20 protein-coding genes and 1 pseudogene are annotated in these 24,957 nt (G+C 56.6%); 14 read left to right on the forward strand and 7 right to left on the reverse strand.

The window, feature by feature from the left end; all coding sequences use genetic code 11:
- The 3 genes and pseudogenes from H620_RS25580 to H620_RS0106525 form a co-directional block, all read right to left on the reverse strand.
- Window positions 1–279: pseudogene (locus tag H620_RS25580) on the reverse strand (transposase); the annotation flags it as partial.
- Between the two features lie 32 nt (window positions 280–311).
- Window positions 312–518 (reverse strand): aldo/keto reductase, encoded by a 207-nt coding sequence (locus H620_RS27075; protein ID WP_027906993.1) that lies wholly within the window; start codon window positions 516–518, stop codon window positions 312–314.
- 301 nt (window positions 519–819) lie between these two features.
- Window positions 820–1,728, reverse strand: coding sequence for a site-specific integrase (locus H620_RS0106525; protein WP_027906994.1), 909 nt, complete (start codon window positions 1,726–1,728; stop codon window positions 820–822).
- 428 nt (window positions 1,729–2,156) lie between these two features.
- Here H620_RS0106525 and H620_RS0106530 point away from each other — a divergent pair, with 428 nt between their 5' ends.
- The 3 genes from H620_RS0106530 to H620_RS25585 all read left to right on the forward strand — a co-directional run bounded on the left by H620_RS0106530 (window position 2,157) and on the right by H620_RS25585 (window position 4,454).
- Window positions 2,157–2,462 (forward strand): hypothetical protein, encoded by a 306-nt coding sequence (locus H620_RS0106530; RefSeq protein ID WP_027906995.1) that lies wholly within the window; start codon window positions 2,157–2,159, stop codon window positions 2,460–2,462.
- A gap of 103 nt (window positions 2,463–2,565) precedes the next feature.
- Window positions 2,566–3,327, forward strand: coding sequence for an SIR2 family NAD-dependent protein deacylase (locus H620_RS0106535; protein WP_027906996.1), 762 nt, complete (start codon window positions 2,566–2,568; stop codon window positions 3,325–3,327).
- Window positions 3,328–3,446: 119 nt separating this feature from the next.
- Window positions 3,447–4,454 (forward strand): DNA-binding protein, encoded by a 1,008-nt coding sequence (locus tag H620_RS25585; protein WP_244880948.1) that lies wholly within the window; start codon window positions 3,447–3,449, stop codon window positions 4,452–4,454.
- A 64-nt stretch (window positions 4,455–4,518) separates the two neighbouring features.
- Here H620_RS25585 and H620_RS26885 read toward each other — a convergent pair whose 3' ends face one another.
- Window positions 4,519–5,412: a hypothetical protein gene (locus H620_RS26885; RefSeq protein ID WP_125854296.1), complete on the reverse strand. Its 894-nt coding sequence runs from the start codon at window positions 5,410–5,412 to the stop codon at window positions 4,519–4,521.
- A gap of 896 nt (window positions 5,413–6,308) precedes the next feature.
- Here H620_RS26885 and H620_RS0106550 point away from each other — a divergent pair.
- The 5 genes from H620_RS0106550 to H620_RS0106580 all read left to right on the forward strand — a co-directional run bounded on the left by H620_RS0106550 (window position 6,309) and on the right by H620_RS0106580 (window position 14,112).
- On the forward strand, window positions 6,309–6,836 hold the full coding sequence (locus tag H620_RS0106550) for a hypothetical protein (protein ID WP_027906998.1): 528 nt from the start codon (window positions 6,309–6,311) through the stop codon (window positions 6,834–6,836).
- 909 nt (window positions 6,837–7,745) lie between these two features.
- A complete protein-coding gene (locus tag H620_RS25590) occupies window positions 7,746–9,635 on the forward strand; it encodes an integrase catalytic domain-containing protein (protein ID WP_049818723.1) in 1,890 nt (629 codons plus the stop codon).
- Window positions 9,636–9,669: 34 nt separating this feature from the next.
- Entirely contained in the window at window positions 9,670–10,629 is a 960-nt protein-coding gene (locus H620_RS0106565) for a TniB family NTP-binding protein (RefSeq protein ID WP_027906999.1), read from the forward strand.
- A complete protein-coding gene (locus tag H620_RS26890; protein WP_155950773.1) occupies window positions 10,601–12,946 on the forward strand; it encodes a helix-turn-helix domain-containing protein in 2,346 nt (781 codons plus the stop codon). Before H620_RS0106565 ends, H620_RS26890 begins: the two co-directional genes overlap by 29 nt.
- Window positions 12,947–13,452: 506 nt before the next feature.
- A complete protein-coding gene (locus H620_RS0106580) occupies window positions 13,453–14,112 on the forward strand; it encodes a carbonic anhydrase (protein ID WP_023380107.1) in 660 nt (219 codons plus the stop codon).
- Between the two features lie 139 nt (window positions 14,113–14,251).
- On the opposite strand, the gene H620_RS0106585 is transcribed toward H620_RS0106580, so the two are convergent.
- The 3 genes from H620_RS0106585 to H620_RS0106595 form a co-directional block, all read right to left on the reverse strand.
- Entirely contained in the window at window positions 14,252–14,860 is a 609-nt protein-coding gene (locus tag H620_RS0106585) for a DsbA family protein (RefSeq protein ID WP_023380106.1), read from the reverse strand.
- A 94-nt stretch (window positions 14,861–14,954) separates the two neighbouring features.
- Entirely contained in the window at window positions 14,955–15,857 is a 903-nt protein-coding gene (locus H620_RS0106590; RefSeq protein ID WP_027907001.1) for a LysR family transcriptional regulator, read from the reverse strand.
- A 124-nt stretch (window positions 15,858–15,981) separates the two neighbouring features.
- A complete protein-coding gene (locus H620_RS0106595; protein ID WP_023380102.1) occupies window positions 15,982–17,196 on the reverse strand; it encodes an MFS transporter in 1,215 nt (404 codons plus the stop codon).
- A 239-nt stretch (window positions 17,197–17,435) separates the two neighbouring features.
- Between H620_RS0106595 and H620_RS0106605 the strand changes: the two genes are divergently transcribed.
- The 6 genes from H620_RS0106605 (at window position 17,436) to H620_RS0106630 (ending at window position 24,955) form a co-directional block, all read left to right on the forward strand.
- Entirely contained in the window at window positions 17,436–18,704 is a 1,269-nt protein-coding gene (locus tag H620_RS0106605) for a c-type cytochrome (protein WP_027907002.1), read from the forward strand.
- The gene (locus tag H620_RS0106610; RefSeq protein WP_023380100.1) at window positions 18,701–19,183 is read left to right on the forward strand and encodes a (2Fe-2S)-binding protein; all 483 of its coding nucleotides are present in this window, start codon (window positions 18,701–18,703) and stop codon (window positions 19,181–19,183) included. The genes H620_RS0106605 and H620_RS0106610 overlap by 4 nt, the downstream gene beginning before the upstream one ends.
- The gene (locus tag H620_RS0106615) at window positions 19,167–21,398 is read left to right on the forward strand and encodes a xanthine dehydrogenase family protein molybdopterin-binding subunit (protein ID WP_027907003.1); all 2,232 of its coding nucleotides are present in this window, start codon (window positions 19,167–19,169) and stop codon (window positions 21,396–21,398) included. Before H620_RS0106610 ends, H620_RS0106615 begins: the two co-directional genes overlap by 17 nt.
- Before the next feature lie 40 nt (window positions 21,399–21,438).
- Complete coding sequence (locus H620_RS0106620; RefSeq protein WP_023380098.1) at window positions 21,439–22,407, forward strand: XdhC family protein; 969 nt, start codon at window positions 21,439–21,441, stop codon at window positions 22,405–22,407.
- 160 nt (window positions 22,408–22,567) lie between these two features.
- Window positions 22,568–23,680, forward strand: a complete 1,113-nt coding sequence (locus tag H620_RS0106625; protein WP_027907004.1) for an alkene reductase — start codon at window positions 22,568–22,570, stop codon at window positions 23,678–23,680.
- An 84-nt stretch (window positions 23,681–23,764) separates the two neighbouring features.
- Entirely contained in the window at window positions 23,765–24,955 is a 1,191-nt protein-coding gene (locus H620_RS0106630) for a YbfB/YjiJ family MFS transporter (protein WP_023380096.1), read from the forward strand.
- Window positions 24,956–24,957: the final 2 nt, after the last annotated feature.

Raw genomic sequence — 24,957 nt, forward strand, 5'->3', positions numbered from 1 at the left:
TCGGCGGTTCTCTTTTAGCCAGCCGAACATGCGTTCGATGATGTTGCGCTGTCGATATTTTGGGCGGTCAAACAGTCTTGGCAAGCCGGGTTTGGGCTTGCGTTTCATTGAGCGCAGCGGAATGACCGGCTGCATCCGATATCGATCGCAGTAACGGCGCAAGGCCTCGGCGTCGTAGCCTTTGTCAGCCAGCAACCATTTGCATCGTTTGCGTGGACGACCACGCTGGTTTGTCGGGATGCTGACATCATCAAGTAACGGCTGGGCGGTGGCAATGTCCCAGCCGGCGAAGTTGCTACTGCCGACGCAGGTTATCTGCCTTCACGGATCAACTGCTCCATTGCCTGCCAGATTTCTTCCCAAGGCGTTGCACGGCCAACATGGTGCATCTGGTAGAGATCGATATGGTCAGTCTTCAGGCGCTGAAGACTGGCTTCGCAGGCACGGCGTATGTGATAGGCCGACAGGTATTTGTCGTTGGGACCAGTGCTAGGCAGAAAAACAGCACTACGCAACACTAACTGATTCCGTTGACCATAATACCGTGCCTTATATGCGGCTCGGGAACGCTACACATAGGGCGCTGTTGTATTCATCAGCGTGCCCGATGTGTAGCGTGCCTTGCTAGCCACCCAGAGTGGTCTGGCGGGCAGCGCCACCACGGTTATACTAAATCGCGTGCGCCTCTACCGTATCTTGGGTGGCAGCTGGCCTAAGGACTGACTAGTAAGTACTTGATGGCCCCTGTTTAGCTAGCGGTCTACAGGCTCCGAGTTATCTTTCAATATTGCCGAAAAAGCTGCCGGCTATCGTGCGGCCTTATCGTAGCCACTCACCAAACGGCGCGTCGGCATCAATGTAGCGCGCCGCAGATTGCACATCACGCCATCCAACATACTCCATAAGAGATTTGCTGCTCCACCGATTATCGCTCGCCCAAGTGGCGAAACCTCGACGTAGAGAGTGTGCCGAATAGCCTGCCGGGGCGACACCGCTGCGCAGGAAAATTTGACGCAATAGGCGTGAGAGACTGTTGGCATGGAGCGTATGCCTGCCTAAGTTCCCCCAGCGATCGATGGCGCGAAACAGCGCACCCTCGGTAAGTCCACTCGCTTTCAACCACACCTCATAAGCCGCGACCGGGCATAAACGCTTGAGCGCGGGAACCTTGAGCACACGGCCGCGGTTGTTGCGGTCGGATTTACTACTCGGCAAGAACAGCTCCAGCCCCTGCGCTTGGCTCAACTGAATGTGCTCGATGCGCAACCGGCTCAACTCATCACTGCGGAACGCGCGCCAGAAGCCAAGCAGGATCAGCGCCTGATCACGCGCAGCGCGCAGCCTCACCGCTGGCAACGGATCCGCAAGTTCCTCAGCTAAGTGGGCGATGCAGGTTTCCAACTCCTTTAGCGCCAGTGCCTCGGCTTGCTTTACCGGCTGCGGGTGCAGCGCCTGAATCCCCTTCAGCGTATCGCGTACCCGATAGGATTTGGTGGGGTCGGTAAAGCCCAGTTGCAGGTGCCAACGGGCCAAGGCAGCCAGATTCACCCGCAGGGTTCGGGTCGTCAATTGATCGCCGTAATGCGTGAGGTAGCGGACGACACTCTCGCTGGAGGCCGGCAGCAGACCGCCCCACTCCGTTTCGAAGTGCGCGATGGCTTGGGCGTAGCGCCGCTCGGTACTGGCTCGACGCGCGGCCTGGAGATAACGCTCGGGCGAAGTGTCCACGCCCTCCTCCAGCTGTACCTCTGATAAGGCCAAAAATTCGCAAAAAAGCGTTATCACGTTCGAGAATCTGGGCTTCTCACACCTCAGTATCCTGCCCGTTTAGCGCTCGGGGCGGCTGGCTATACACCTGTAATTTCGTACCGCTCATTCGGTACGAAATAATCGGCGGTAATACCGCGAGGGCAGCTGTAACACGCCTTCGGCGGCGGCCTTCGCCGAGCTTGGACTGACGCTGCGGGGCGCACCGGTTGGCGTGCATTCGGCACACCGCCCCGGGCCTCCTCCACTTCTCAGTGTAGTCAAACGTCACGGCGCCCCCCCCCCCCGCACAGTGTCACCCGCCTCAGCTGAGCCCGCGCGACCGATGGCCCACTGCGCAAGTCGCCGGCTTCTACGCTTAAAGGAACGCTGGCAAACGAGGCAGCCCCATGAAAATCCTGGGACGCGTGGAACAGCACGCCGTGACCGATGTGCGCTGTGATATCTGCGCTGAATCCACCCGGCTGGCGAATGGCAACTTGCAGTTCGGGACGCTGGAGGCGCGGTGGGGTTATGGGGCGGCGCACGACGGTGAGCGCTATGAAGTGCACCTGTGCGAGCGCTGCTTCTTTACCACCCTCGCCTTCCTCAAACAGGAGCGACGGACCGCGCACCTGTTCGACAGCGACCCCAGCTCCAGCGAACCGGAACTGGGCCTGGTCAGCCGCAACGATTGGTTCCACGACGGTGGCTGACAGGTGCCCTCAAGACTCGGCAGGTCACCTGCTTTGTGGGTGGGTAAGACCGGCCAACCCCGGCTGAGCTGATCTAGGCCCTAGCGAAGGAGGCCAACTGTCGATGGATGTGCTCGCAGACGCCGCCACTGCCTTGCGGCAGGCCCGCCATGTCGTGGTGCTCAGCGGCGCGGGGATCTCGGCCGAAAGCGGGATTCCGACGTTTCGAGATCAGCTGACGGGGCTATGGGCGCGCCATGATCCGCAGCGCCTGGAAACGGCGAAGGCGTTTCGCGAGAACCCGGCGCTGGTGTGGGGCTGGTACCTGTGGCGACGCCAACAGATGCTGCAGGCCCAGCCGAACGCGGCACACCACGCCATTGTCCGCCTGGCCGGCAGCGGACGGCACCTCACAGTGATTACCCAGAATATCGATGACCTGCATGAGCGCGCTGGCTGTCAAGGCGTCGTGCACCTACACGGCAGCCTGATCACGCCCAAGTGTTTTGCCTGTCACCGCCCCGCCGAGCGCAGTGCCGTTGAGCAGCCCGTCTCCCAGCAAGGCGAGCTGGTCGAACCGCCGCGCTGTGGCCACTGCAATGGCCGATTGCGTCCGGGGGTGGTGTGGTTCGGCGAAGATCTGCCGGCAGGCGCCTGGAAGGCCGCCGCGCAAGCGGCGCGTGAGTGCGACGTGCTGCTGTCGATTGGCACCTCCGGCGTGGTCATGCCGGCCGCCAGTCTGCCGGACCTCGCCCTGGCGGCAGGCGCCGTGGTCATCCACATCAACCCGATCGACGTCAGCATGGACAAGCCCAAGGAGCTGATGCTGATTGGCAATGCCGGACAGGTACTGCCCTCCCTGCTCGAACGGGTACTCGCTAATTAGGGAACGGCACTCAGAAAGTGCCTTCTCAAGGCGCCACCCAGCTAACACGCGACCGCGACCAAAGCAGCGCATCCGGTTTGCACCATACTGTGTAGAAGCCACCCTGACGGATCAACGCCATGGCCCGTAGCGGAATCAACAAAGCGCTGGTGCAATCAGCGCGCGACGCACTGCTCGCCCGGGGTGAAGCGCCGAGCATTGACGCGGTGCGGGTCGAACTGGGCGACACGGGTTCGAAAACCACGATCAGCCGTTACCTGCGCGAACTGGCGAGCGAAGAGCCGCGACCGCCTGCGGTCACCTTGAACGAAGAGGTCCAGACCTATATAGGCGGTTTAGTGCAGCGCCTGGCGGCAGATGCACAAGCAGCGGTCAGCGCCGACCGCGCTCGCCTTGAACGACAAAGACTGGTTTACGAACAGCAACGCCAGGTCGATAACGCCCGCCATGACGAGTTGAAAAAGAATCATCAAATGCTTCTAGAGGAACGCATGGAAGCTCGCAAGCAAGAGCGCAGCCTTGCCACGCGCATCGAACAGCTGGAAGGTGACCGGCAGCGACTGCTCGCCACTGAATCCCATCTCCAGCAAGCCGTGCGCGATCGTGACGAACAGCTTCGGTCGCTGGAGGAAAAGTACCAACAGGCGCGCGAGTCGTTGGTGCACTTCCGGGAGCAGAGCCGTCAGCAGCGAGAGGCCGACATCCAGCGCCATGAAGCACAGGTACAGCAGCTCCAGCATGAGCAGCGGCGTCTGCAGGAGCAACTGATGAGCAAGCAGGAAGAGTTGACCCACCTGTACCGTGATCTGGAGCGTCAAAACGCTGAACACCAGGCCCATCGCCTCGCCTTGCAGGCCGAACAGAAACAGGTCAAGCAGCTTCATGCGAGTCACGAACAGCTGGATACAGTTATCATCCAACTGCAACAGCAGGAGCAGTTGCTGCAGCTTGAAGCGACCAGCTTACGGGAACGCGCACACCGGTATTTGCTCGATCGTCGCCAGGACCGTCGCAGTCTTCGCGACCTCACGCAACAACTGCACCAGGTTCATCAGCTGTTGGCCCGTCTGCCCAGCCCAACAGTTTCCCCCCGCCAAGCCTCAGGCCCCGATAACGCCACTCCCTGAGTGAACAATACGTCGGCGGCTCCACCACCGGCGAGGCTGCTTGCTTATCGCAAGAAACAGCAAGCTATGCATGCTGGTCAGAGAATTCGCAGCAAACACCATTTAAGTGGATAGGGTGATCCATCCATTGCGAGCGTTTGCGGCACCACTTTTTCCGCAAGGAATAGGGCAATCCACAACCTGATGGCCCCATAGCCTGCGGAGGACCAACATCCAACTCGTGCTGAAGCTGCTGACGGAAGTTCCAGATCAGTAGCGCGAGATGTTGATCATCGCCATGTACCCACTGCCGTCCCTGCAGAAGTTCAAAAAGCGTTTCATTGGCAGCCCAGCTCGAAAGACACCACTGCCGGTCGGCTTGCGATGCAGACTCAATGCCAAATATTGTGGGGAACAGATAATCTCGGAGCTCAGTACAAATGTCACTAATCGGTCTCTGCATGCAGTAGAGACCCGCCATGGTCACAAAATTTTTTTTCAGCCACATCCGATGAAATTCAAAGCGAGTGCCGCGCGTCTGCAACAATGCCAAATGAACAGCCAGGCAAGGCCAATCCACGCGATCATACAATAGACGAGTTAACTTACCGTTATACCTATCCAAAGGTTTTCCGCCCACACGTATCGTATCGGCCAATTCATCCCACTCGTTCGTCCACTCAGGATGCGAGGTCACTAACCAAAGTGGATTTTCGTACAGTGACCGCAGGTTTGAAAAATTTTCAAACAAACATTTCAGATGATCATCACGGGGCGTTGCACCGCGCTGCATGCCTCTCCAGAACGACCTGCCATCCCCCCAGGGCCAAAGGTTTCGCCAGTATTTGGCGATGGCGCAAGGCGCGTGAGCGCAATTCATCGATTCGGCCGTTGCATGGAACAAAGCGATGCTGCGAATCCGATACAAATTACATTCACTTTTAGCAGGGTACATGTCGTACACCTCCGTTACGTTCATCTCACGATCCACTTTGCGCGGTTTTTGATCACCAGAAATTACGACTGGGAAACGCGAGCTAGAGCCTTGCGCGGAAAAAACAGAGCAGCGATTCAACGCATTCCGACGACCGCTATTCTGCTCCAGCGATTCAGCTCATAATGAAACCCGTACAGCAAATGTTCAATAAGATTGACACCCAGAATCAAGCCGGGTCTTGAAGGAAATTTGCAAAAGCTATTGAGAGGAAAGTCGCGATGCGATTTACTTATTAGCTGACCGCTCTAGGCTTAGAAGGATCTGCTGTCAACAGTGAGGCCAAAATGAAACCGAACATTACTGCGATCCCATCAGCCAGGCTCAAAACACCGGAATTGCACATTGGGTTGGACGTAACTCACTTAGATATATTGATGGCAGAGGCAGATGATCTGTCTTCGAGAGAGCATATCTGTCGCCCGTATTTGAGCTTGATGTATCACATTCACTCAAACACCCCCTTGTGCTATCAAGTTACATCGAAATGTCCGTCAAAATCACACCCACTTGTGAGCCTGAAATTTTTGTCCTCGAGTTTGCTTGCTTCGCCAAGATGCCGTGTGGTGATTCACGCCGAACCATCACTGTTCAGCAATCAACTGCTTGATCAACATTTCAAGGACGTGACTTTCACCAATATGCCCCCTTTTAAAAAGCTGCCATAGAATCTCGGCAATTTCATCTATCGCAATTCTTGGGCAATGGAGCGTTAGGATAGATCGCCCCGCGGTAAAGAGAAGCGCCTTCAACAGCTCGAGGCTAAAGCTGACCAAGGTACTGGAAGAGATATTCGGATTAGCGACGCGTTAACCGATCTCGATTTCAGTAACCGTGTTGCATAGCATCGCCATTCTATTCTTTAAGCTTGGAGAGCTGACATGAAACCGTCGATCAACGTCCTCTTAGCCGCCATTGCCAGCAAGCGATTTGGTGACCGTAACGGAAATGCTGCGTTCGATGTTGTCTGCGGGCGCTGGAACAAGCCCCTGAAGAAACGTCAGATTGTTCCCTACAACCTGTTTGCCAGCGGCCAACAGGATATCCGTCTGAATCGGTGTAGCAAACGACCGCCATTGCGAAACGATGACAGAAGCAGACGGCCTGTCAATCGGGCTTACTCGACTCACCCAGGGCCGATGTGGCAAATGAGCGAAGGTGCACACGGGCAATTGAGTACCGTCATGCCTAAGTCCCTCAAGCAGAGTGCATTTCAGGCCCGCTTCGGCCTTGATCGGAATAGCAAGTTTTCAATCCTGGGTCAACGTATCCCAAACCAAAGCTCTGGATTTTCCATGAGTCCAGTCAGAATGACGTTGCGCATCGAAATCAATACAAGGCATTCGGGGTTATCGCCGAATTATCACCTGATGAAACACCTCCATTCCCTCCTCTTTCGGATTGAATAAAAAATAGGGTGTCCGGTATAGCAGGTAGGCCTTTAACTCTTTCAGTGCGGTTTTCCGTTAGCAGGAGTGATCAATCATGCTCCGAGTACCCGCTGAGTTCAGCAACATCATCAACTTGAATCCCGCACATCCGCCAAAGCGCGGTCGATACGGGCGAAGAGTCACTCGTTTTCCTTCACGTAAAAATCACTGCTCAGTTCCGTGCGACTCCTTATTGGAGTCCGATTTCTGCCTCCTCCTTGAACGTGATCTTAGGGTAGTCAAATACGAGTCTCACCCGGTGACGGTACACTCCCTCGAACACCGCGCGCGCTACACACCCGATTTCTGCGTCCATTATTCCAATGGTGACGAAATCTTTTATGAAGTGAAAATTACTGAGCGTATGACATCACCACGAAGCGTGATGACGCGCACTGTCTTTGAGCCTGTTTTCGCTACTTGCGGGGCAACGTTAGTAACGGTAACCAGCGCTCAAATACAAGAAGGCCCATCACTGGTAGCGCTGGAAAAGTGGTACCAGTACGCTTTCCACTCAACACCCCAAAGGGCCTGGCCTGTCGTCGAAAAACTCCACCCTCTCTCCGCCGGAGCCCCACTAAGCTCACTTCTCGATGAAAACATTACCATCAATGAGGTTGCCTATGGTTTGTTCTATCAGCTCTTAGCCACTGAGAATTATTCTAACTTTAGTGGCAGTAGCATCCTGCGCGCCAACGTCGATCAGAATCAATTCACTCGACTTTTAAACCAAGGAGTACTGCCAGCATGGTGCCATTGCGACCTTAACTTTCCTGGACTACACGCTGACAGACCCAATATACCGAGGTAATAGCGCTGAATCACACGTACACATGCTGCACCAGTTTTCACATGCATATCTATTTGTATGATGATGGAGTATCAATCATGTCTGCAGAAGTTCAACTCGTCATTCAGGTCGGGGAACATTATTTATATCAGCAGGACAGGTATCAAGTGGTAGATATCATCGCGAATACGGTACAGCTACGAAGCCTTCGGCGCTCGAGCGACATCATTTTCCAATCCTATGAGCGTTTGCTGCAGTCGTGGCAACGCGGAAACTTCGTCCGGATTCAAGAAGCCCCTCTCAAAGGAGCAGCCAATAAGATTGTAGCCGGGCTTTCTCATATAGAGCGTACCCACTTGGATCGCCGGACGGCCTATACGCTAGCAGTTGAGACCGATCAGCATGGAAAACTCCCTATAAATGAGACACGTAAACTCATTGATCGAGTTGCGCAAAGGATTGGTGATACACATCCTCCCAGCTATTCGGCGCTATATGTCTGGAATAGAAAATTCAAAATATCCGGAGGAAGTCCGATCGCGCTTATTCCAAAACCTCGCAAACACAAGAATCGTCTTGGGCGGCAACATATCGAAACTCAAGAGACGATCATAAAGACTCTTGACCAACTCTACTATAAGCGTCCACCCGCCTCTCTGTCAGATGTCATAGATGCCATTCAGGAAAAAATTAAAATGATCAATCGTCAGCGTATTGAACATTTTAAGATCCCATCTAAGACAACCTTGTGGCGCATTATCAGCGAGCTTGACACTTATACGAAAGAACTCCATCAATTAGGCTACCGCGAGGCGTCGAAGCATCAGAAGTGGAGCAAACGAACGCCACAGTCAGCATATCTATTGCAATATCTGGAATGCGACACGCATGTCGTGGATTTGGAGCTCGTGGATGATCAAGGCGTAAATGTTGGAAAATGTTACTTGACCGTTGTATTGGAGCTAAAAAGCCGTCGCGTCATTGGTTACGACTTGTCATTCAACCCACCGAGTCTCGAGAAGACGCTTCGCGCACTGAAAATGTCGCTCTCGAAAAACTTTGAATACAACGGGCTTGGTAGCCATTACAAAGTTGACAATGGTCCTGATTTTATCGCCGAACTCTTAGCAGACAAATTTCATTTATTGGGGGCCAAGATGGCTTTTTGCGCACCCGGCAGCCCTGATCAAAAACCACATGTAGAAAAGTGGTTTGATACTTTTGAAGAGCAACTACCCCACATTATGAAAGGGACCACGTACTCTAACCCCCGAGAATGCGGTGACTATAAATCGGCTGAACACGCGATTTACACCCTAGAGCGCTTCCAGCAAATTTTTTCAAATTGGCTGGAAAAGATCTACCATCAAAGCCCTCACTTCAGCCTCAACGGTTTGTCTCCAACCGTCGTCTGGAATGAACATCTTGATCCTGTATTCCCACCGCGGAAATTTTCTGACGAGGACATCCACCAACTGTTCCTCAGCAAAACCACAGCCACGCCATCCAATGGACGCCTGAGGTTCAACAATCTGCAATGGACCCTTCCGGCAGTACCATTCTTGGGCACCCAAGGAATTTCTTCACCTGATTTGGACCTCTATTACGATATTTCCGAGCTCGGGTACGCATGGACATGCCACCCAAAAAACCCTGAGAAAATTTTCAAACTAGAAGCGGTCGATCCTGAATACCAGTGTGGCCTGACTATGTCCACCCATGAGGAGATCCACCGAAAACTCCTTGAAAAGGCGAAGACCTTTGATTTCTCCTCTGCAAAACAAGAGCGGTTACTCCTTATTGAAGAGTGCAGCCAGGCGACTAAGCGGTCTGAAAAGCAGATGCGCAAAAAGATGAAAGAATCTGTTCCACCTAGCAGCGCGTCTCAGATGCCCTCTCACTCTACCGATTTGGCCATGCCACTGAATGTAGAAAACAATGTGCCTTCCGACATGGAAGTTATGCAGTTCAAACCTTACCCTGAATAACCCTAGTCATCACTGACAAAAACGGGAGTGCAAAATGAATGATATAGATACTCTGATAAGTCTTTATTCCAATCAGATCGTCTTTTTCAGCCATTACCGCAAGGCGTATGCGATGATGGTTAAGTCAGTAGAGTCGACCCGTACACGCCAGAGACCCAATTGCTGTGTGATAGCGGGACCCTCGGGAGTTGGGAAGTCCACAATCGCTATGCTCTACCGAGATTCTTTTCCGCCTCCTACACGTGTCATCACCCCTGAAGACAGTATAATAGAAGAGTTACCCGCGTTCTACTTTTGCTTACCATCAGCAGCCACAGTAAAGTCCTTTCTCAAAACGCTGATCAAGGCTCTGGGCAGCGAAGATGGACAGGGTGACACAGTCGATTTGAAGGCACGGGCCATCAGGGTATTCAAAGAGCGCAACGTGAAGGTGTGTTTTTTAGATGAACTTCAATTCCTTACAAGCCCTGATACTCAGCACTCAAGAGACGCAGTGATCAACTGCCTCAACGACTTACTAAATAGCATTAACATACCTATTATCATCCTCGGGACCGAGGCATGCATTGATGTGGTATACAGCAGAGAGGTATTGGCCCGACGCTACCCGTACCGTGTCGACTTTGGCTACCTACGTTTCAGCACAAATGAAAACTCTGACTACATGCAACTTTTGAACAGCCTTGACTCAAAGCTGTATGAGATAGGCCAATTGAACGCAGGAGTACACCTGACAGATCATCGCCTTGCGACAGGACTATTCATCGCCAGCAACGGTAGTTTAGAGTACATTAAAAAAATAACATGCGAAGTCCTTGAGGTCTGCCTGCACCGGAACCGGAAAATGCTATTTACGGACTTTATCAACGCGGCCGACTCCATACATCTATCATTAAGTTTATACCCCGGAAAAAATCCTTTTACACTTTCAGGCAGTCAAATACCTAGAGCATTGGAGCGATATCATGAATTTACACTACCTCCCCCTCGCTAAACCTGACGAATCGCCTACAAGCATGATTCGCCGAACGGCAATTCACAACGGCTATTCCAGCTGCACGATGTTTATGAGGCACTTCCTTGGCACCAGTTATTACAATCACCTTCTATTCCAAGAAGGCGAATTAGCGCGCAAATTAGCCGAACAGGCACGCCCCTACGACAAAGAATTGCTCAAGGGATTTTACCAGGTAAAATTAAAAGCCAACAATCAAACACGAATCATTTCGCTACACAATATCACCATCCCGAATGCGTTACTTCGGTATAGCGAGGCCGCTATCTGCACTGACTGCTGGCAGGAAGAACTGGAGAACAAAATCAAAGACTTAAGATCCTCTTCGTATTGCCTGCGGCACCGCAAGCAATATTTATCCTATTGTTTATCTTGCGGACGTCACTTTACTTGGTACAACCAGATAACAATTAAATGCATTTGCGGCACTCCAATTCAATCACCCTCTGTTAGCTCAGCCGATGTATATCCAGAAAGTCTTGTCGCCAGCCTGCTAGGATCGGAAAGCCAGGAGCGACTTGATCTGTTTTCGCAAACACTAACTACTATGGACTTCTATGCCTCCAAACAAAAAGACCCCGTACGCAATCGCAACATTGTTAAAACCGCAATAGGGCTAGCACTTAATGATCTGGAACTATGCGCCGAAGCGCTGGCCAATCTTTCCAACACCAGTTCAACACGGGGAAATGCAATGCTACTCGCAAAACTTCCAAGTAGCCCCGATCAAATTGATGCAATTTCAAAAATACTTGCTAAGAAAACCAAAACTTTCAGCCAGAGCTGCACCGAAACACTTAATACCGAACAGGTTAAAAAAGTAATTAAGGTATCAGAAGCACACTGGAACAAGATTCAAGCCCACCCTAAATTCCCACGAACTTCCAGGACGCGCCCGCGCTATGACAACTCCGACATCAACACAATCTTAGCGATTTACGAAGACATAAGAATTCACAGGCCCCATACTTATGAGCACGAATTAATTTCGCTGAGGGAATGCTATACCACACTAAAAATGCCGAAACCAAATTTCTCCAATTTGTGCAAACAGGGATTCTTTGGCCCTACTTTCCAACTCGGAGCAGCCACGCAACATTTTTTCGAAGCTGCAAAATTTGAAGTTTTTCACCGCGAATATATTTCAGTTTGGCAATTAGCTCAAGAATACAGCCTTAACGTGCTAACCGTCCGAAAAATTATCAGCAAAGGCAAACTAAATACTATTAAAACTGATCGCTATGTGTCGTCCACATCGCCCCTTGCTTCTTTTATCAAGCGAAAAGATATTGCGGCATTCAATCAATTCAAGGAAAGTCATGAAGCAGACGCAAAACTTACAGCGCAAGCAATTCTTCATGGCTGCCCTGCGCTACCTACATCCATGTCCACTTTAGTTCTGAGCAGTCACGACGCTGCATTACACCTGCGCACACATCGCAAGTACATTTATGCACTGATACATAAGGGCTTTCTCGATGCGTATCGCAAAGGCCGAGAACTGCATGTAACTCTCGATTCATTTAAAAAACTTAGGCAAGAATTCATGACTGGAACCGAGCTTGCAAAGCATCTGGACATTCATTGCGCCTACATACCTCAAGTTCTAGCACATCACGGACTGCTTGACTTAGCGATTGTACTTCCGTACTGTCAAGTTCAATATTTATATAGGCGCTCAGATTTCACTGAGGAGCGCCTCGCAACCCTCAATCCAAGTAAAAGTGATTATGGGCGGGCGCGCCAAGAAAAAAAACTTATAAGAGTTTCCAAGGTTCGTCAAGAATTTGAAATAATTCCTCACGAGTTCCACAAAATCACTTTCCATATATTTAACGCCCGCCCGGAGCATTACCGCACCGAAAGACATAGGCGCTACTTATCAGAGTCTGAAGCCAACCGTATTCGTCGCTTTATTGGAACGTTAAGGTCGGTTTCCACCCTGAGTGTTGAATACGGCGTTTCGCAAGTAGAAATTGAGTGTCGATTCATCCGGAACAATTCAATCGAGAGCCTCCGCATCGGCACTGAACACTATATAAGCAAAGTCAACTACAAAGTCCTTGATCAGTTCTATGCATCCAACTTCACTCTTAAACAGGCTAGTAAAATCACCGGACTACCCGGCAGTTACTTGCAGGGCCTGCTAATGAAGAAAGCCATTAAAGCTTCGAAAATCCCACTTGGCGGACATCCAACGCCGACCATGATCTCAATCAAAGCCCTTCGTAAGGCCATCAGTCGATACAAGCGCAACGGAAGCAAGTTGCTTCACTTGAAGCTGGCAAATTTATAACATCAACATCCTTTCTAAGCTTTCGAAAAAGTGCTAGCTATCAAGCCTACGTCATCATTTTCTGAAAATAAGTTCGCCATTTCTATTTTTTTGAAATAGCATTTTTTTCATTGTGAATTAATCTCCCTCGCCCTGAGGCTTATCAGGCTGATCATTTCAATGGTTTCTGAAAAACGTCGCCAGGCCTGAGTGACCCGTTTGAACTGAAATTCTTCCATCGAGGTTTGAAATGGATCCAAGCCAGCCCTGATGAGCCCGTTAGCCGTTGCAACAGCTGCCGCCCGGAATCTGCATTTCAAGTGCAATGCACCCTGCTGGGCGGTTCGAGGATCAATGACCAGACTTGGGCCTGCGGACTAGGCGTTCGTTGCAGGGTTGCGCGCGGGGAATTCCGCTGATCGACGACAGCCACTGGGCACGAGCTTCGCGATGATGACGGCCACAACGGCACCGTGGCATATTGAATGCTCGTGACCTGATCCTGGCATTCGGATTTGGAGGATTCCATGCGTGACATCATTGACGGCTTTCTGCGCTTTCAGCGAGAGGTTTACCCCCAACGCGTCGAGCTATTCAAGCAACTCGCGACGACGCAAAACCCGAAGGCATTGTTCGTCACCTGCTCGGACAGTCGTGTCGTACCTGAACTTCTTACACAGCGCGAACCGGGCGAACTGTTCGTGATTCGCAACGCCGGTAACATCGTGCCGTCCTATGGACCCGAACCCGGCGGCGTCTCGGCAACCGTCGAATATGCGGTCGCGGTGCTCGGCGTGCAGGACATCGTGATCTGCGGCCACTCCGACTGCGGTGCGATGGGCGCGATTTCACGCTGCACTTGTCTGGACCATCTTCCCGCGGTCGCTAGCTGGCTGCGGCACGCAGACGCCGCAAAAGCGATCAACGCGGCGCATGCGTTCGACACGCCTCGCGCCAAGCTCGACGGCCTTGTGCGGGAAAACGTGATTGCGCAACTGTCGAACCTTCGTACCCACCCCTCGGTCGCACTGGCGCTCGAGCAGGGGCGTTTGAACCTGCACGGCTGGGTCTACGACATCGAGGCGGGTTGCATCGATGCGCTTGATGGCGCGACACGAAAATTCGTCTCACTTGCAGACTCGCCGAACACGGTCGCGATCGCTGCGCGCAACAGCAGACAGATCTGATGGCGAAAGCCACAAGCGACATCGAGGCAAACAAAGCCCGCGATGGCTGTGGCCAGGTGGCTAGCGCAGGGTCAGTCCAGACCTTGTCTAGGCTCAGCTACCGCGGCCTAGCCGCACAGTCACCTGAACACGGCCCACCTCAGATGAACATTGGCATTAATACGCCGGGCGTCTGCGCGCCGAAGACAACGGCCCCATTAATGCGCAAAGAGGGAATCACACGTCCAGCCCAGGCGGCGACAGAAGCTTCGGTTTCCTGCAATTCATCGCTGAAAGCGGCACTTTGCATGAATGCCTGAATGTCGCCGAAGGACGCCATCTCGCGCCCCAGCAACTTTTCCAGCATGGCCGGATCACCTATGTCCTGACCATGGCAATACAAGGCTTGGTACACGCTTTCCACGAATGGCCGGGCAGGCCTGGCGCTGCGCTGCAACCACAGCACCGCCGCAAGCGCCAGCCGCGTGTCCGGAACGCAGACGATTGCGCTGAACGCCGGTTCAATGCCCAGCATTTGCAGTTCCGTTGCCACGAGGGACTGATGGAGCACCGCTTGTGTCCCGAAGCGGTACGCCAGGAAGTCGCGGTAGGTCATGCCGGCTGCCGATCGACTCAGCACGCAGCGGCAGGGTTGAAAGGTAACATTCAGTTCTCTATTGGCCTGGGTCATCGCGATCACGAGCCGGCGCATTGCGACCCAACCCCAAGGGTCGAGAAAGTCGAACGCCAAGATCGGTGGAGTCTGCATGATTACTACCCTGAAGGATTCGTTCATCCAAGGGTAAGGCGTTACGGGGACAGACTGAAGCCACGCACCACGCAATGGAGCGTTGCGTACGCAGCTATGCGATATTGAGCAACTCTTTCATGAACTGCGCAAATACCTTGATGCGTGTCGATTCACGGTTGATCGGCAAGTAGACGATGTTGATCGAGGAATTGACGGATATCGGGTTCACTTCATATTCCGGCAGCAAGCGGGTGAGCCGCCCCTGCTGCACATCCTCGGCGACCAGCCAGTCGGCCAACAGTGCAATGCCCTGCCCTGCAACGGCTGCTTGCCTGAGAATATCGGCATTGTTGCTTTGCATCCGCCCCTGAACCGAAACCGGCAGAGTCTGGTCAGCGACTTCGAAAAGCCAGTCTCGCATCGGCCCACCGTAGTCGAATCGCATACAAGAATGGGTGCTGAGTTCGCCTGGCTGAGTGGGCGCACCATGCTGTTCAAGGTACGCCGGGCTTGCCACCAGCCAGCGTTGAAAGTGACCGATGGTGGTGCAGATGACTTCCTCGCTGGAGACCGTCGAGCCCAAGCGAACGGCCAGATCGATTCGGTCCTTGAACAGATCCACCCTCTCATCGCTGAGGTTCAGGCTCACCTCCACCCCCGGATGACTCGCCAGAAACCGGCCCAAGTGGGGTGAGATCAGGCGCCGGCCGAACTCCACTGGCACGCTGACCCGAAGCTTGCCTTTGGCTTCGCTTCCTCTGTCCGTCACCCTGCTGTCAGCGGCAGCGAGCGCATCGAGGATGGCCACCGCGCTTTCGAAATAGGCCTGCCCCAAGTCGGTCGGGCTGTTCTGGCGTGTGCTGCGGGTGATCAGCGTGGTGCCCAGCTCCGACTCCAATGCGGCAACCTGACGCGCTACGGAAGAAGTTGCCACGCCAAGCTTTCGGGCCGCTGCGGAGTATCCACCGCAGCGCACCGTCTCAACGAACATGCTTAACGCGAGAAACTTATCCATATTTCCGACTCCGTTGAAGATCCATCCGGCAAGCCAGTGTCGTCACCCGTCGACGCTGCTGGCAGGCTGGATGATAGTCATGTGAACGGACGTGGAAATAGAACAGGCGTGCTCAGCTCATCGATCAGCGCTTGCCCGCATGCTTCATGAGGAAAATCACCAGCGCCACGGCCGGAAACGCAGCGGCAGTGAAGATCGTGGCTGGCCAGCCAAAGCGCTCATAGAGCGGGCTTGCAAGCATCGAACCCAGTGCACCGCCGACAAAGATGCTGGTCATGAACACGGCGTTCAGGCGTGCTCGGCTGTTGGGGTCCAGCGCATAGACCTCGCGTTGCCCAAGCACCATGTTCAGTTGCACCGCGAAGTCCAAGGCGATTGCCGCTGCCACCAGTCCCAGGTAGCCCAGCCCAGGAATACCACCGATCAGCAGCGCTACCGGTGCCAGTACCAATGCCACCAAGGTACTGACGTGGCCATGCCCTGCATCGGCCAGACGGCCGGCGATGGGGGCCGCGACGGCACCCACTGCGCCGACCAGCGCGAACAGCGCCACCCCATTCTGGCTGAAGCCATAGTGACGGATCAGCTCGATCGGCACGATGGTCCAGAAGAAGCTGAAGCTTGCGAACAACAGGCCTTGGTACAGCGAGCGTTCCCGAAGAACGGCATATTGCTTGGCAAGGCCGAACACCGAACCAATCAGACGACCATAGGTGGTGTGATGGTTAGGCATGCGCTTGGGCAGCAGTACGGCGACCAGCAAGGCAATCGCGACCATCAGCACCGCAGCGCTGAAGAACACACCTCGCCAGCCAATGTATTCGGACACCAGGCTCGCTACGGGGCGAGCGAGCAAGATCCCGAGCAGCAGGCCGCTCATGATGTTGCCCACCACCCGGCCACGACTGCTTTCAGGTGCCATGTGCGCGGCCAGCGGTACCAGGATCTGCACGGCGACGGAAGTCAGGCCGATCATCAACGCCGCGATCAGGAACAGCGAGGGCGAGTCCGCAAACCCTGCTGCCGCGAGAAACCCGCCGACGACCAGGGTAAAGCCGATCACCAGGCGTTTGTTTTCCATCAAGTCGGCCAGCGGGACCAGGAACAGCAAGCCCGCTGCATAACCGAACTGGGTCAACGAAACGATCAGGCTGGCATGTTCGGGCGACAGGCCAATGCTCGGCGCGATCAGTTCGACGATGGGCTGGGCGTAATAGAGGTTTGCAACCACCGCACCGCAGCAGAATGCGAGGAACACGACCAGCGCTTTGGATAGCGTCGGGGTTGCATCGGCATGCACCGACGGTGAAACAAGTACTTCAGGGCTGCTCGCTGACATGGCGTCATCTCCGGATGGGTTGAAAAGTTCAGGAGCAAGCCTATGCGCCAAGGCGAGGCGTTGGAATATGAACGCCCAGCAACGAAGCTGTGCATGTTGCGCAAAACTGCCAGCGTTGCGTGAACAGCAAAGCTTCCTTGCGCGAGGGACCTATACCCCTGGAAAACCTGCTCCTTTAGGCTCAGGCCCTCAACCAATCGGTACCGAACACGCCGAGGTTGGAGATGAGGAGATCTTCGATGTCGCGTAACAAGCGTTGGGCATCCGTGGCCGTTGCCCTTGCAGTAGCAGGGTTGGCGGCAGCGTTCGGGTTGATGTGGCGACCTGCTATCGAGCCGATCGAGCGGCCAGCAGCCTTCGATGCCGCGCAGATCGCTCGCGGCGCCAAGGTCGTTACAGCCGGAGACTGCGCGGTTTGCCATACACGTCCCGGTGGTAAATACCTGGCAGGTGGCCTGCCACTGGTAACGCCGTTTGGCACACTCTACAGCACCAACATCACGCCTGACGCCGAAACGGGCATTGGCCAGTGGCCGCTCGCAGCGTTCGAACGCGCCATGCGCGACGGGGTTTCCCGCGATGGGCATTTCCTTTATCCAGCCTTCCCATACAAGCACTATCGCCTGCTCAGCGATCACGACCTGGCGGACGCCTACGCCTATCTGATGAGCGGGCCGCCAGTGTATGAGCCCGCCTCCCCCAACCGCATGAAGTTTCCAATGAACATTCGCCCGCTGGTCGCGGGCTGGAACCTTCTGTTCTTGCATACACAGCCCTTCGAGCCGACAGCGCAGCAATCGCCACAGTGGAATCGTGGCCGCTATCTGGTCGAAGGCGCAGGCCACTGTGGCGGTTGCCACACGCCTTTGAACTTTCTCGGTGCCGAGAAAGACAGCCAGGCGCTTTCCGGTGGGCTGGTCGATGGTTGGGAAGCGCCCTCCCTGCTCGGCCTTGCCCGTCGCGAAAAGCCTTGGACGCAGGCACAGTTGGTGGGCTATCTGCAGGCCAAGGTGGTTGACGACCATGGCACCCCAGCCGGGCCGATGCGCCCGGTCAGCCAGGAACTGGCGCGACTGCCGCAGGCCGACGTCCAAGCCATTGCCCACTACCTGCTGAGCTTGCCGGCGCCGCGTCGTAAACCGACCGACGACCATTCGGACACGGTGGTAACGGCTGAGTCAACCAGCCTTGGTCGCGATCTTTTCCAGGGCGCTTGCGCGGGCTGCCACGGTGCTGCGGCGCCGATGCGCACCATCGACGGCCGGCCTTCACTGGCGGCCACATCCGCGGCTCAGGCCCATGAGCCACGCAATTTCATCAAGACGGTACTTGAGGGCATTCCTCCCACACCCGGCGAGGCCGGCCCAGCCATGCCCCCCTTCGCTGCCAGCCTGAACGACCGACAGCTCGCCGCCCTGGCCTCGTACGTCAGGCAGCAGGCGAACCCGGAGCAGCCGTGGAGCGGAGTGGACTCGACTATCGAAGCGCTGCGCGAGGAGGCCAAATGAGCAACGTCAATCTCACCGTCAACGGCAAGGTGCACAGCCTGGACATCGATCCGGACATGCCATTGCTCTACGCCTTGCGTAACCACCTGCAACTCAACGGCGCCAAGTACGGCTGCGGGCTGGGCCAGTGTGGCGCCTGCACGGTCATCGTCGACGACAGGCCGGTGTTCTCGTGCGTGACGCCATGTTCAGGCATGGAAGGCCGCAAGATCCGCACGCTCGAAAGCCTGGGCACGACAGAGCGGCCAGGCCCCCTGCAGCAAGCCTTCATCGATACCCAGGCGGCCCAGTGCGGTTACTGCATCGCTGGGATGATCATGCGCGCGCAGGCCCTGCTGGAGAAAAACCCTCGCCCCGACGAGGACACCCTTCGTGCCCACATGGCGACGAACCTGTGTCGCTGCGGCACGCACCTTCGGATCATTGAAGCGATCACCCGCGTCGTTGAAAACGGTGGAATCCATGTCGTCCAGAACTGAATTCAGTCGCCGCGCATTCCTTCAGGGCAGCAGCCTGCTGATGGCCTTCACGTTGATGCCAGCCGCGCGCAAGGCGCTGGCCGATACTGAGGTGGATACCCTGGGTACGCTCGTGCTCGCCCCGGATCTGCCCGGCAGCTTGCGCACCAACCCTTACCTGGACGCCTGGATCAGGGTTGGTGCAGAGGGGATCACCGTGTATACCGGCAAGGTGGAGCTAGGGACCGGCGTCAAGACCGCCCTTGTGCAGATTGCGGCAGAGCGTCTGGATGTCGCACCAACAGCGATCACCTTTCTCACGGCCGACACGGCCCTGACGCCCAACGAAGGCTACACGGCCGGCAGCCACACGATCTTCGACAGTGGCACGGCGTTGTTCAACGCCGCTGCTCAGGTTCGCCAGATGCTCCTGGAGTCGGCCGCCAGACGCTGGGGCGTCGATGCCGCATCGCTGAAGACCGCTGACGCGATGATCATCGCCCCGTCCGGCCTGCGCATGAGTTATGCCGAGGCCGTGGCCGGTGTGGACTTGCATCGACACGCCAAGGCCGAGTCACCGCAAAGCGCACCGGAGCAGTTCAAGCTCATCGGCCACGCCATTCCACGCCTCGACATCCCTGCAAAAGTCACCGGCGCCGCGGCGTTCGTCCAGGACATGCGGCTACCGGGCATGGTCCACGCGCGGGTCATCCGGCCACCAAGGCCTCGCAGCACGCTCACCGGTTTCGATATGCAAGCTATTGAAAGCCTTCCAGGCATCGTCAAGGTGGTCAAGGATGGCAACTACCTCGCCGTGGTGGCCAAGGATGAATGGCAGGCCGTCACCGCCATGCGCGCAGGCTACGAATCAGCGACCTGGAGCGGCGCAGAGGTGATTGCGGACCAAGCCGTCATTCACCAGCTGCTGCCCAGGCTGCAATCCAGGCGCTACCCAATCAAGCATGAAGGCTCAGCGGCGCCTTCCAGTGGCAAGACGTATCGGGCGCGCGTCACCAAGCAATACTTGATGCACGGTTCGATCGGCCCCTCCTGTTCGGTGGCCTGGTTCAAGGACGGTACGCTGACGGTCTGGAGCCACACCCAAGGTGTATTCCCACTGCGCGCCGGCATCGCCGAGATGGTCGGCCTGCCGCTAAGCGCCGTGCGTTGCATCCATGTCGAAGGCTCCGGATGCTACGGGCACAATGGCGCCGATGACGCGGCAGCCGACGCTGCGCTGATCGCCCTACAGGTGCCGGGCGTCCCGGTGCGTGTGCAGTGGATGCGTGAACAGGAGAACCTGTGGGAGCCCTACAGCTCGGCCATGCTCACCGAACTGGAGGCGGATCTGGACCGCAACGGCCGAATCAACCATTGGAAATACGAGCTCTGGACCACGCCGCATAACGAACGCATCACCAATGCCGGCCGCCTCGTGCCCGCGCGCCTGCTCGCTCGGCCGTTCACCTCGGCGCCCTCCATTCCGATCGCGCAGCCCGAAGGCGATGGTGACCGCAACGCAATCCCGTTGTACCAAACGGGCGCGAGCACTATCGATATGAATTTCATCACGCAAATGCCATTTCGCACCTCGGCGATGCGCTCGCTTGGGGCGCACATCAACGTCTTCGCCATCGAGGCTTGCCTGGACGAACTGGCTGGCCAGGCAGGGGTGGATCCCGTGGAGTTCCGCCTGAGCCACCTCACCGACCCCAGGGCCCGGGCTGTCATCGAGCGGGCCCGCAGTGAATTCGGCTGGCCACGGCGATCGCCCACCCCAGGCTCGGGCATTGGCATGGGCTTCGCGCGCTACAAGAACATCATGGGCTACTGCGCAGTGGCGGTGGAAATCCAGGTACATCCGCAAACCGGCGAGATCGAGATCCAGCGGGTGGTCACGGCCGTCGATGTAGGACAGATCGTGAACCCCGATGGGCTGCGCAACCAGGTGGAAGGCGGCATCGTTCAGTCCAGCAGCTGGACGCTGTATGAGGCAGTCAGTTATGACGCCGGTGGTGTGCGCAGCTACGACTGGAGCGGCTATCCGATCCTGCGCTTCCCGCAGCTTCCCAAGCACGTGCAAGTGCACATGATCGACCAACCTGGCCAGCCCTTCCTCGGGGCCGCTGAAATCGTGCAGGGTCCGATGGCTGCCGCGCTGGGCAATGCGCTGGCAGATGCCACAGGACACCGACGGCTCGCCCTGCCGCTCACCCGTTCCGGTCAGCAAGGGTAGCCGGTGGCACTCGCGCCAGCGTTTACAGAGGTTACGGTAGATGCAACATCTTGATGTGACGGTTCTCGAACAGGCCCTGGCCTGGGCTGACGAGGGGAAAAGTGTGTGGCTTTGCACTGTGCTCAGCACCTTCGGCTCGGCCCCGCGGTCGCCTGGCGCCATGCTGGTGGCCCTGCGATCCGGAGCACACAGCGGCTCATTGTCGGGCGGCTGCGTCGAAGAGGAATTTCTTGAAGCACTCGGCCGTGGCGAGCATGCCGCACCGGCGCAGGTCATCCGTTACGGCGGTACGGCCCAAGAGCGAAGTCGCCTGCAGTTGCCGTGTGGTGGCAGCCTGGACGTGCTGGTCGAGCACAGGCACCCGTGTGCGCAATGGCGTGACCACCTCAGGCAATTGCTCGAGGCTCTGCGCGGGCAGCATCGACTGACGCGCACGCTCGACCTGGAAAGCGGCCTCTTCAGCGTGAAAAGCCCTGTCGCGGGTGCAGATCCGGTGGTGCGTCTTGGCAGCCGCCTGGAGATCAACCTCGGGCCTGCGCTTCGCTTGTTGCTCGCCGGTCTGTCGCCGGTCGCCCAGGCATGCGGGCAGTTCGCCCGCGCACTGGGCTTCGAGGTGATCGCCTGCGATCCGCGCGAAGAAGCCGCGGCGATGCCGATCGAGGGTGTGAAGCTGATTTCCATGTTGCCCTCGATGTACATCGCCAACGGCGGTTGTCACGCGGCAACCGCAGTGGTGGCATTGACCCACGACCCCAAGATCGATGACTTGGCCTTGATGGAGGCGGTACACACGCCTGCCTTCTACATCGGTGCGATGGGCTCGCGCCGGACTTCGGAAAAACGCGCGCAGCGGTTGCAGCGAATCGGCGGACTGTCGCCCGCGCAAGTGGACCGTCTACATATGCCCATCGGGTTGGACATCGGCTCCAGAACGCCAGCCGAAATCGCTTTGTCGGTAATGGCCGATGTGCTGCGTGTTTACCGGGGCAAAGCCCGAGCGGCTCTTTGAAGCTGCTTCCGTCGCAAGCTTTGCGAGTGGCGCAACGCACTTGCTCTGGTTGTGGTGATTATCAAATGCGGACCCGGGTCTTAACCTGACGTCATCAAACGACAGCAACATCGCTGCACCTTCGACCCCGTATAAACACTGACTTGAAAGGAACTGAGTGATGACCAGTAATCTGTTCAATCCTATTCGCGTGGGCGCTGTGGAACTTCCTCACCGTATCGCCATGGCACCCCTGACCCGATCGCGCGCAGGCCAACCAGGCGATGTGCCAACGCCCATGGCAGCGGAGTATTACGGCCAGCGTGCCAGTGCAGCGCTGATCATCACCGAAGCCACGCAGATCTCCCAGCAGGGCCAAGGCTACGCCTGGACCCCGGGTATCTACACCCGTGAACAGATCGAAGCCTGGAAACAGGTGAGCGATCAGGTGCATGAACGCGATGGCCGCATCTTTATGCAACTGTGGCACGTGGGACGTGTTTCGCACCCAAGCTTCCAGCCCGGCAACGGGCTACCGGTTGCTCCGAGCGCCATCGCAGCGCCCGGCAAGACCTTCATCGTCGACGAACAGGGCAATGGGGTCTGGGGTGATGTGCCGGTGCCGCGCGCGCTGGATACCGAGGAAATCGCCGGCATCATCGACGACTACCGCCATGCGGCGCTGAACGCCATCGAGGCCGGGATGGATGGTGTCGAGATTCACGCGGGCAATGGCTATCTGCTCGACCAGTTCATCAACAGCAACAGTAACGAACGCACCGATCCGTATGGCGGCTCCTATCGCAACCGGGCGCGCCTGCTGTTGGCCGTCGTCCAGGCAGTGGCGCAGGAAATCGGTGCAGATCGCGTCGGTGTGCGCCTGACCCCCATGGGACGGTTCATGGGGATGGGAGACGACACTCCTCTGGAAACGTTCACCTACATCGTGGAGTCGCTGAACCGGTATGGGCTGGCCTACCTGCATCTGGTCGAGCCTGCGGTCGTCGGCACCGTCAAGGACGAGAACTTCGACCCCCGCTGGGACGAGATCATCCTCACGCTGCGGGATACCTGGAAAGGCGTACTGGTAATCGCGGGCGGATACGACGCTGCTTCTGCCGAGAAAGCGATCCGTGATGGCCGTGCGGACGTGGTAGCTTTCGGCAGGCCGTTTCTGGCCAACCCGGACTTACCACGCCGAATCCGCGAGGGCCTGCCGCTCAATACCCCCGACCCCGCGACCTTCTTCGGCGGCAACGAACGGGGCTACATCGACTATCCGACTCACCCGTAACGGGCGTTGCTGGCTGATGCAACGCGCCAGTCAAATTCATCACGCCGTGTCACTTTCACGCCGCCAGCGGCGCAAGGGGAAGTCATGACTGCATCAACACCGCGTGCCCCATGGCTACCGATTTGGGCGGGTCTTTGTGCCAGCCTCGTCGGTATCGGCCTGGCGCGTTTCGCCTATACCCCACTCATCCCGGCCCTCATCGAGGCCCATTGGTTTGCCAGCTCTGCAGTCGTTTTCCTGGGCGCTGCGAACCTCGCAGGCTACCTCATCGGTGCCTTGATCAGCCGACCGATCGCGACCAGATGGTCAAGTGCAAGCGTGCTCCGGTTCATGATGGTCCTGGTCAGCCTAGCATTTCTAGGCTGTGCCTGGCCCCTGTCGGTGAGCTGGTTCTTCTTCTGGCGGCTGCTATCGGGCGTCGCCGGGGGCGCGATCATGGTGCTGGCCGCAACGGCCATCCTCCCCCATGTCGCCACCCACCGCAGGGGGCTGGCAAGTGGTGCGATCTTCCTTGGAATCGGACTGGGAATCGCAGGTGCCGCCAGCCTGGTACCCTGGTTGCTGGACAAAGGCCTGCAACAAACCTGGCTCGGTCTTGCGGCGTTGTCGCTGCTGCTGACGATCAGCAGCTGGGCGGGATGGCCAGCAGACCCTCCGCATCATCCGCCGACACCGACGCCGGCAAAGCCTGCAACGTCGGCGGCAGTGCTGGTCTTGTTCGGCCAGTACGCGCTGATGGCCACCGCGTTGGTCGCGCCCATGATGTTCCTGGTGGACTACATCAGCCGCGGCCTTGGTGCCGGCACTCATGCCGGTGCGCTGATATGGGGACTGTATGGTCTGGGCGCTATCGCGGGCCCCGTACTGTATGGGCTGCTGGCCGACCACTTGGGCGCACGGGCGGGCATTCGGATCGTGCTCTTCGCACAGTTGGTCGCAATGGGTGCATTGATTGAAAGCCATGACCTGCGACTGCTTGGCGCGGCAGCATTGCTGATCGGCTCTTTCCCGCCTGGCATTGTCCCGCTGGCACTTGCCAGGGTGCACAGCCTGGTCGAGGGGCATACACGGCAGAATGCGACCTGGAGCCGCGCCACGGTTTCGTTCGCGAGTTTCCAGGCAATCGCCGGATACGGATATTCAGCCCTGTTCGCGAGCAGCGATGGCCACTACGGCGTGCTGTTCAGCGTCGCGGCTGCTGCACTGGTCCTGGCGCTGCTGCTGGAGCTGATTCTAAAAAGCGAATCCCGAACAGCCGCCGTCCAGGCCATTTAAGA

The sequence above is a fragment of the Pseudomonas taiwanensis DSM 21245 genome (assembly GCF_000425785.1).
GTDB classification, from domain to species: Bacteria; Pseudomonadota; Gammaproteobacteria; order Pseudomonadales; family Pseudomonadaceae; genus Aquipseudomonas; species Aquipseudomonas taiwanensis.

Coding starts and splice junctions, on each gene's coding strand:
- H620_RS0106530 (WP_027906995.1), top strand. CDS start 2,157: ATGAAAATCCTGGGACGCGTGGAACAGCACGCCGTGACCGATGTGCGC.
- H620_RS0106535 (WP_027906996.1), top strand. CDS start 2,566: ATGGATGTGCTCGCAGACGCCGCCACTGCCTTGCGGCAGGCCCGCCAT.
- H620_RS25585 (WP_244880948.1), top strand. CDS start 3,447: ATGGCCCGTAGCGGAATCAACAAAGCGCTGGTGCAATCAGCGCGCGAC.
- H620_RS26885 (WP_125854296.1), bottom strand. CDS start 5,412: ATGAACGTAACGGAGGTGTACGACATGTACCCTGCTAAAAGTGAATGT.
- H620_RS0106550 (WP_027906998.1), top strand. CDS start 6,309: ATGAAACCGTCGATCAACGTCCTCTTAGCCGCCATTGCCAGCAAGCGA.
- H620_RS25590 (WP_049818723.1), top strand. CDS start 7,746: ATGTCTGCAGAAGTTCAACTCGTCATTCAGGTCGGGGAACATTATTTA.
- H620_RS0106565 (WP_027906999.1), top strand. CDS start 9,670: ATGAATGATATAGATACTCTGATAAGTCTTTATTCCAATCAGATCGTC.
- H620_RS26890 (WP_155950773.1), top strand. CDS start 10,601: ATGAATTTACACTACCTCCCCCTCGCTAAACCTGACGAATCGCCTACA.
- H620_RS0106580 (WP_023380107.1), top strand. CDS start 13,453: ATGCGTGACATCATTGACGGCTTTCTGCGCTTTCAGCGAGAGGTTTAC.
- H620_RS0106585 (WP_023380106.1), bottom strand. CDS start 14,860: ATGCAGACTCCACCGATCTTGGCGTTCGACTTTCTCGACCCTTGGGGT.
- H620_RS0106590 (WP_027907001.1), bottom strand. CDS start 15,857: ATGGATAAGTTTCTCGCGTTAAGCATGTTCGTTGAGACGGTGCGCTGC.
- H620_RS0106595 (WP_023380102.1), bottom strand. CDS start 17,196: ATGTCAGCGAGCAGCCCTGAAGTACTTGTTTCACCGTCGGTGCATGCC.
- H620_RS0106605 (WP_027907002.1), top strand. CDS start 17,436: ATGTCGCGTAACAAGCGTTGGGCATCCGTGGCCGTTGCCCTTGCAGTA.
- H620_RS0106610 (WP_023380100.1), top strand. CDS start 18,701: ATGAGCAACGTCAATCTCACCGTCAACGGCAAGGTGCACAGCCTGGAC.
- H620_RS0106615 (WP_027907003.1), top strand. CDS start 19,167: ATGTCGTCCAGAACTGAATTCAGTCGCCGCGCATTCCTTCAGGGCAGC.
- H620_RS0106620 (WP_023380098.1), top strand. CDS start 21,439: ATGCAACATCTTGATGTGACGGTTCTCGAACAGGCCCTGGCCTGGGCT.
- H620_RS0106625 (WP_027907004.1), top strand. CDS start 22,568: ATGACCAGTAATCTGTTCAATCCTATTCGCGTGGGCGCTGTGGAACTT.
- H620_RS0106630 (WP_023380096.1), top strand. CDS start 23,765: ATGACTGCATCAACACCGCGTGCCCCATGGCTACCGATTTGGGCGGGT.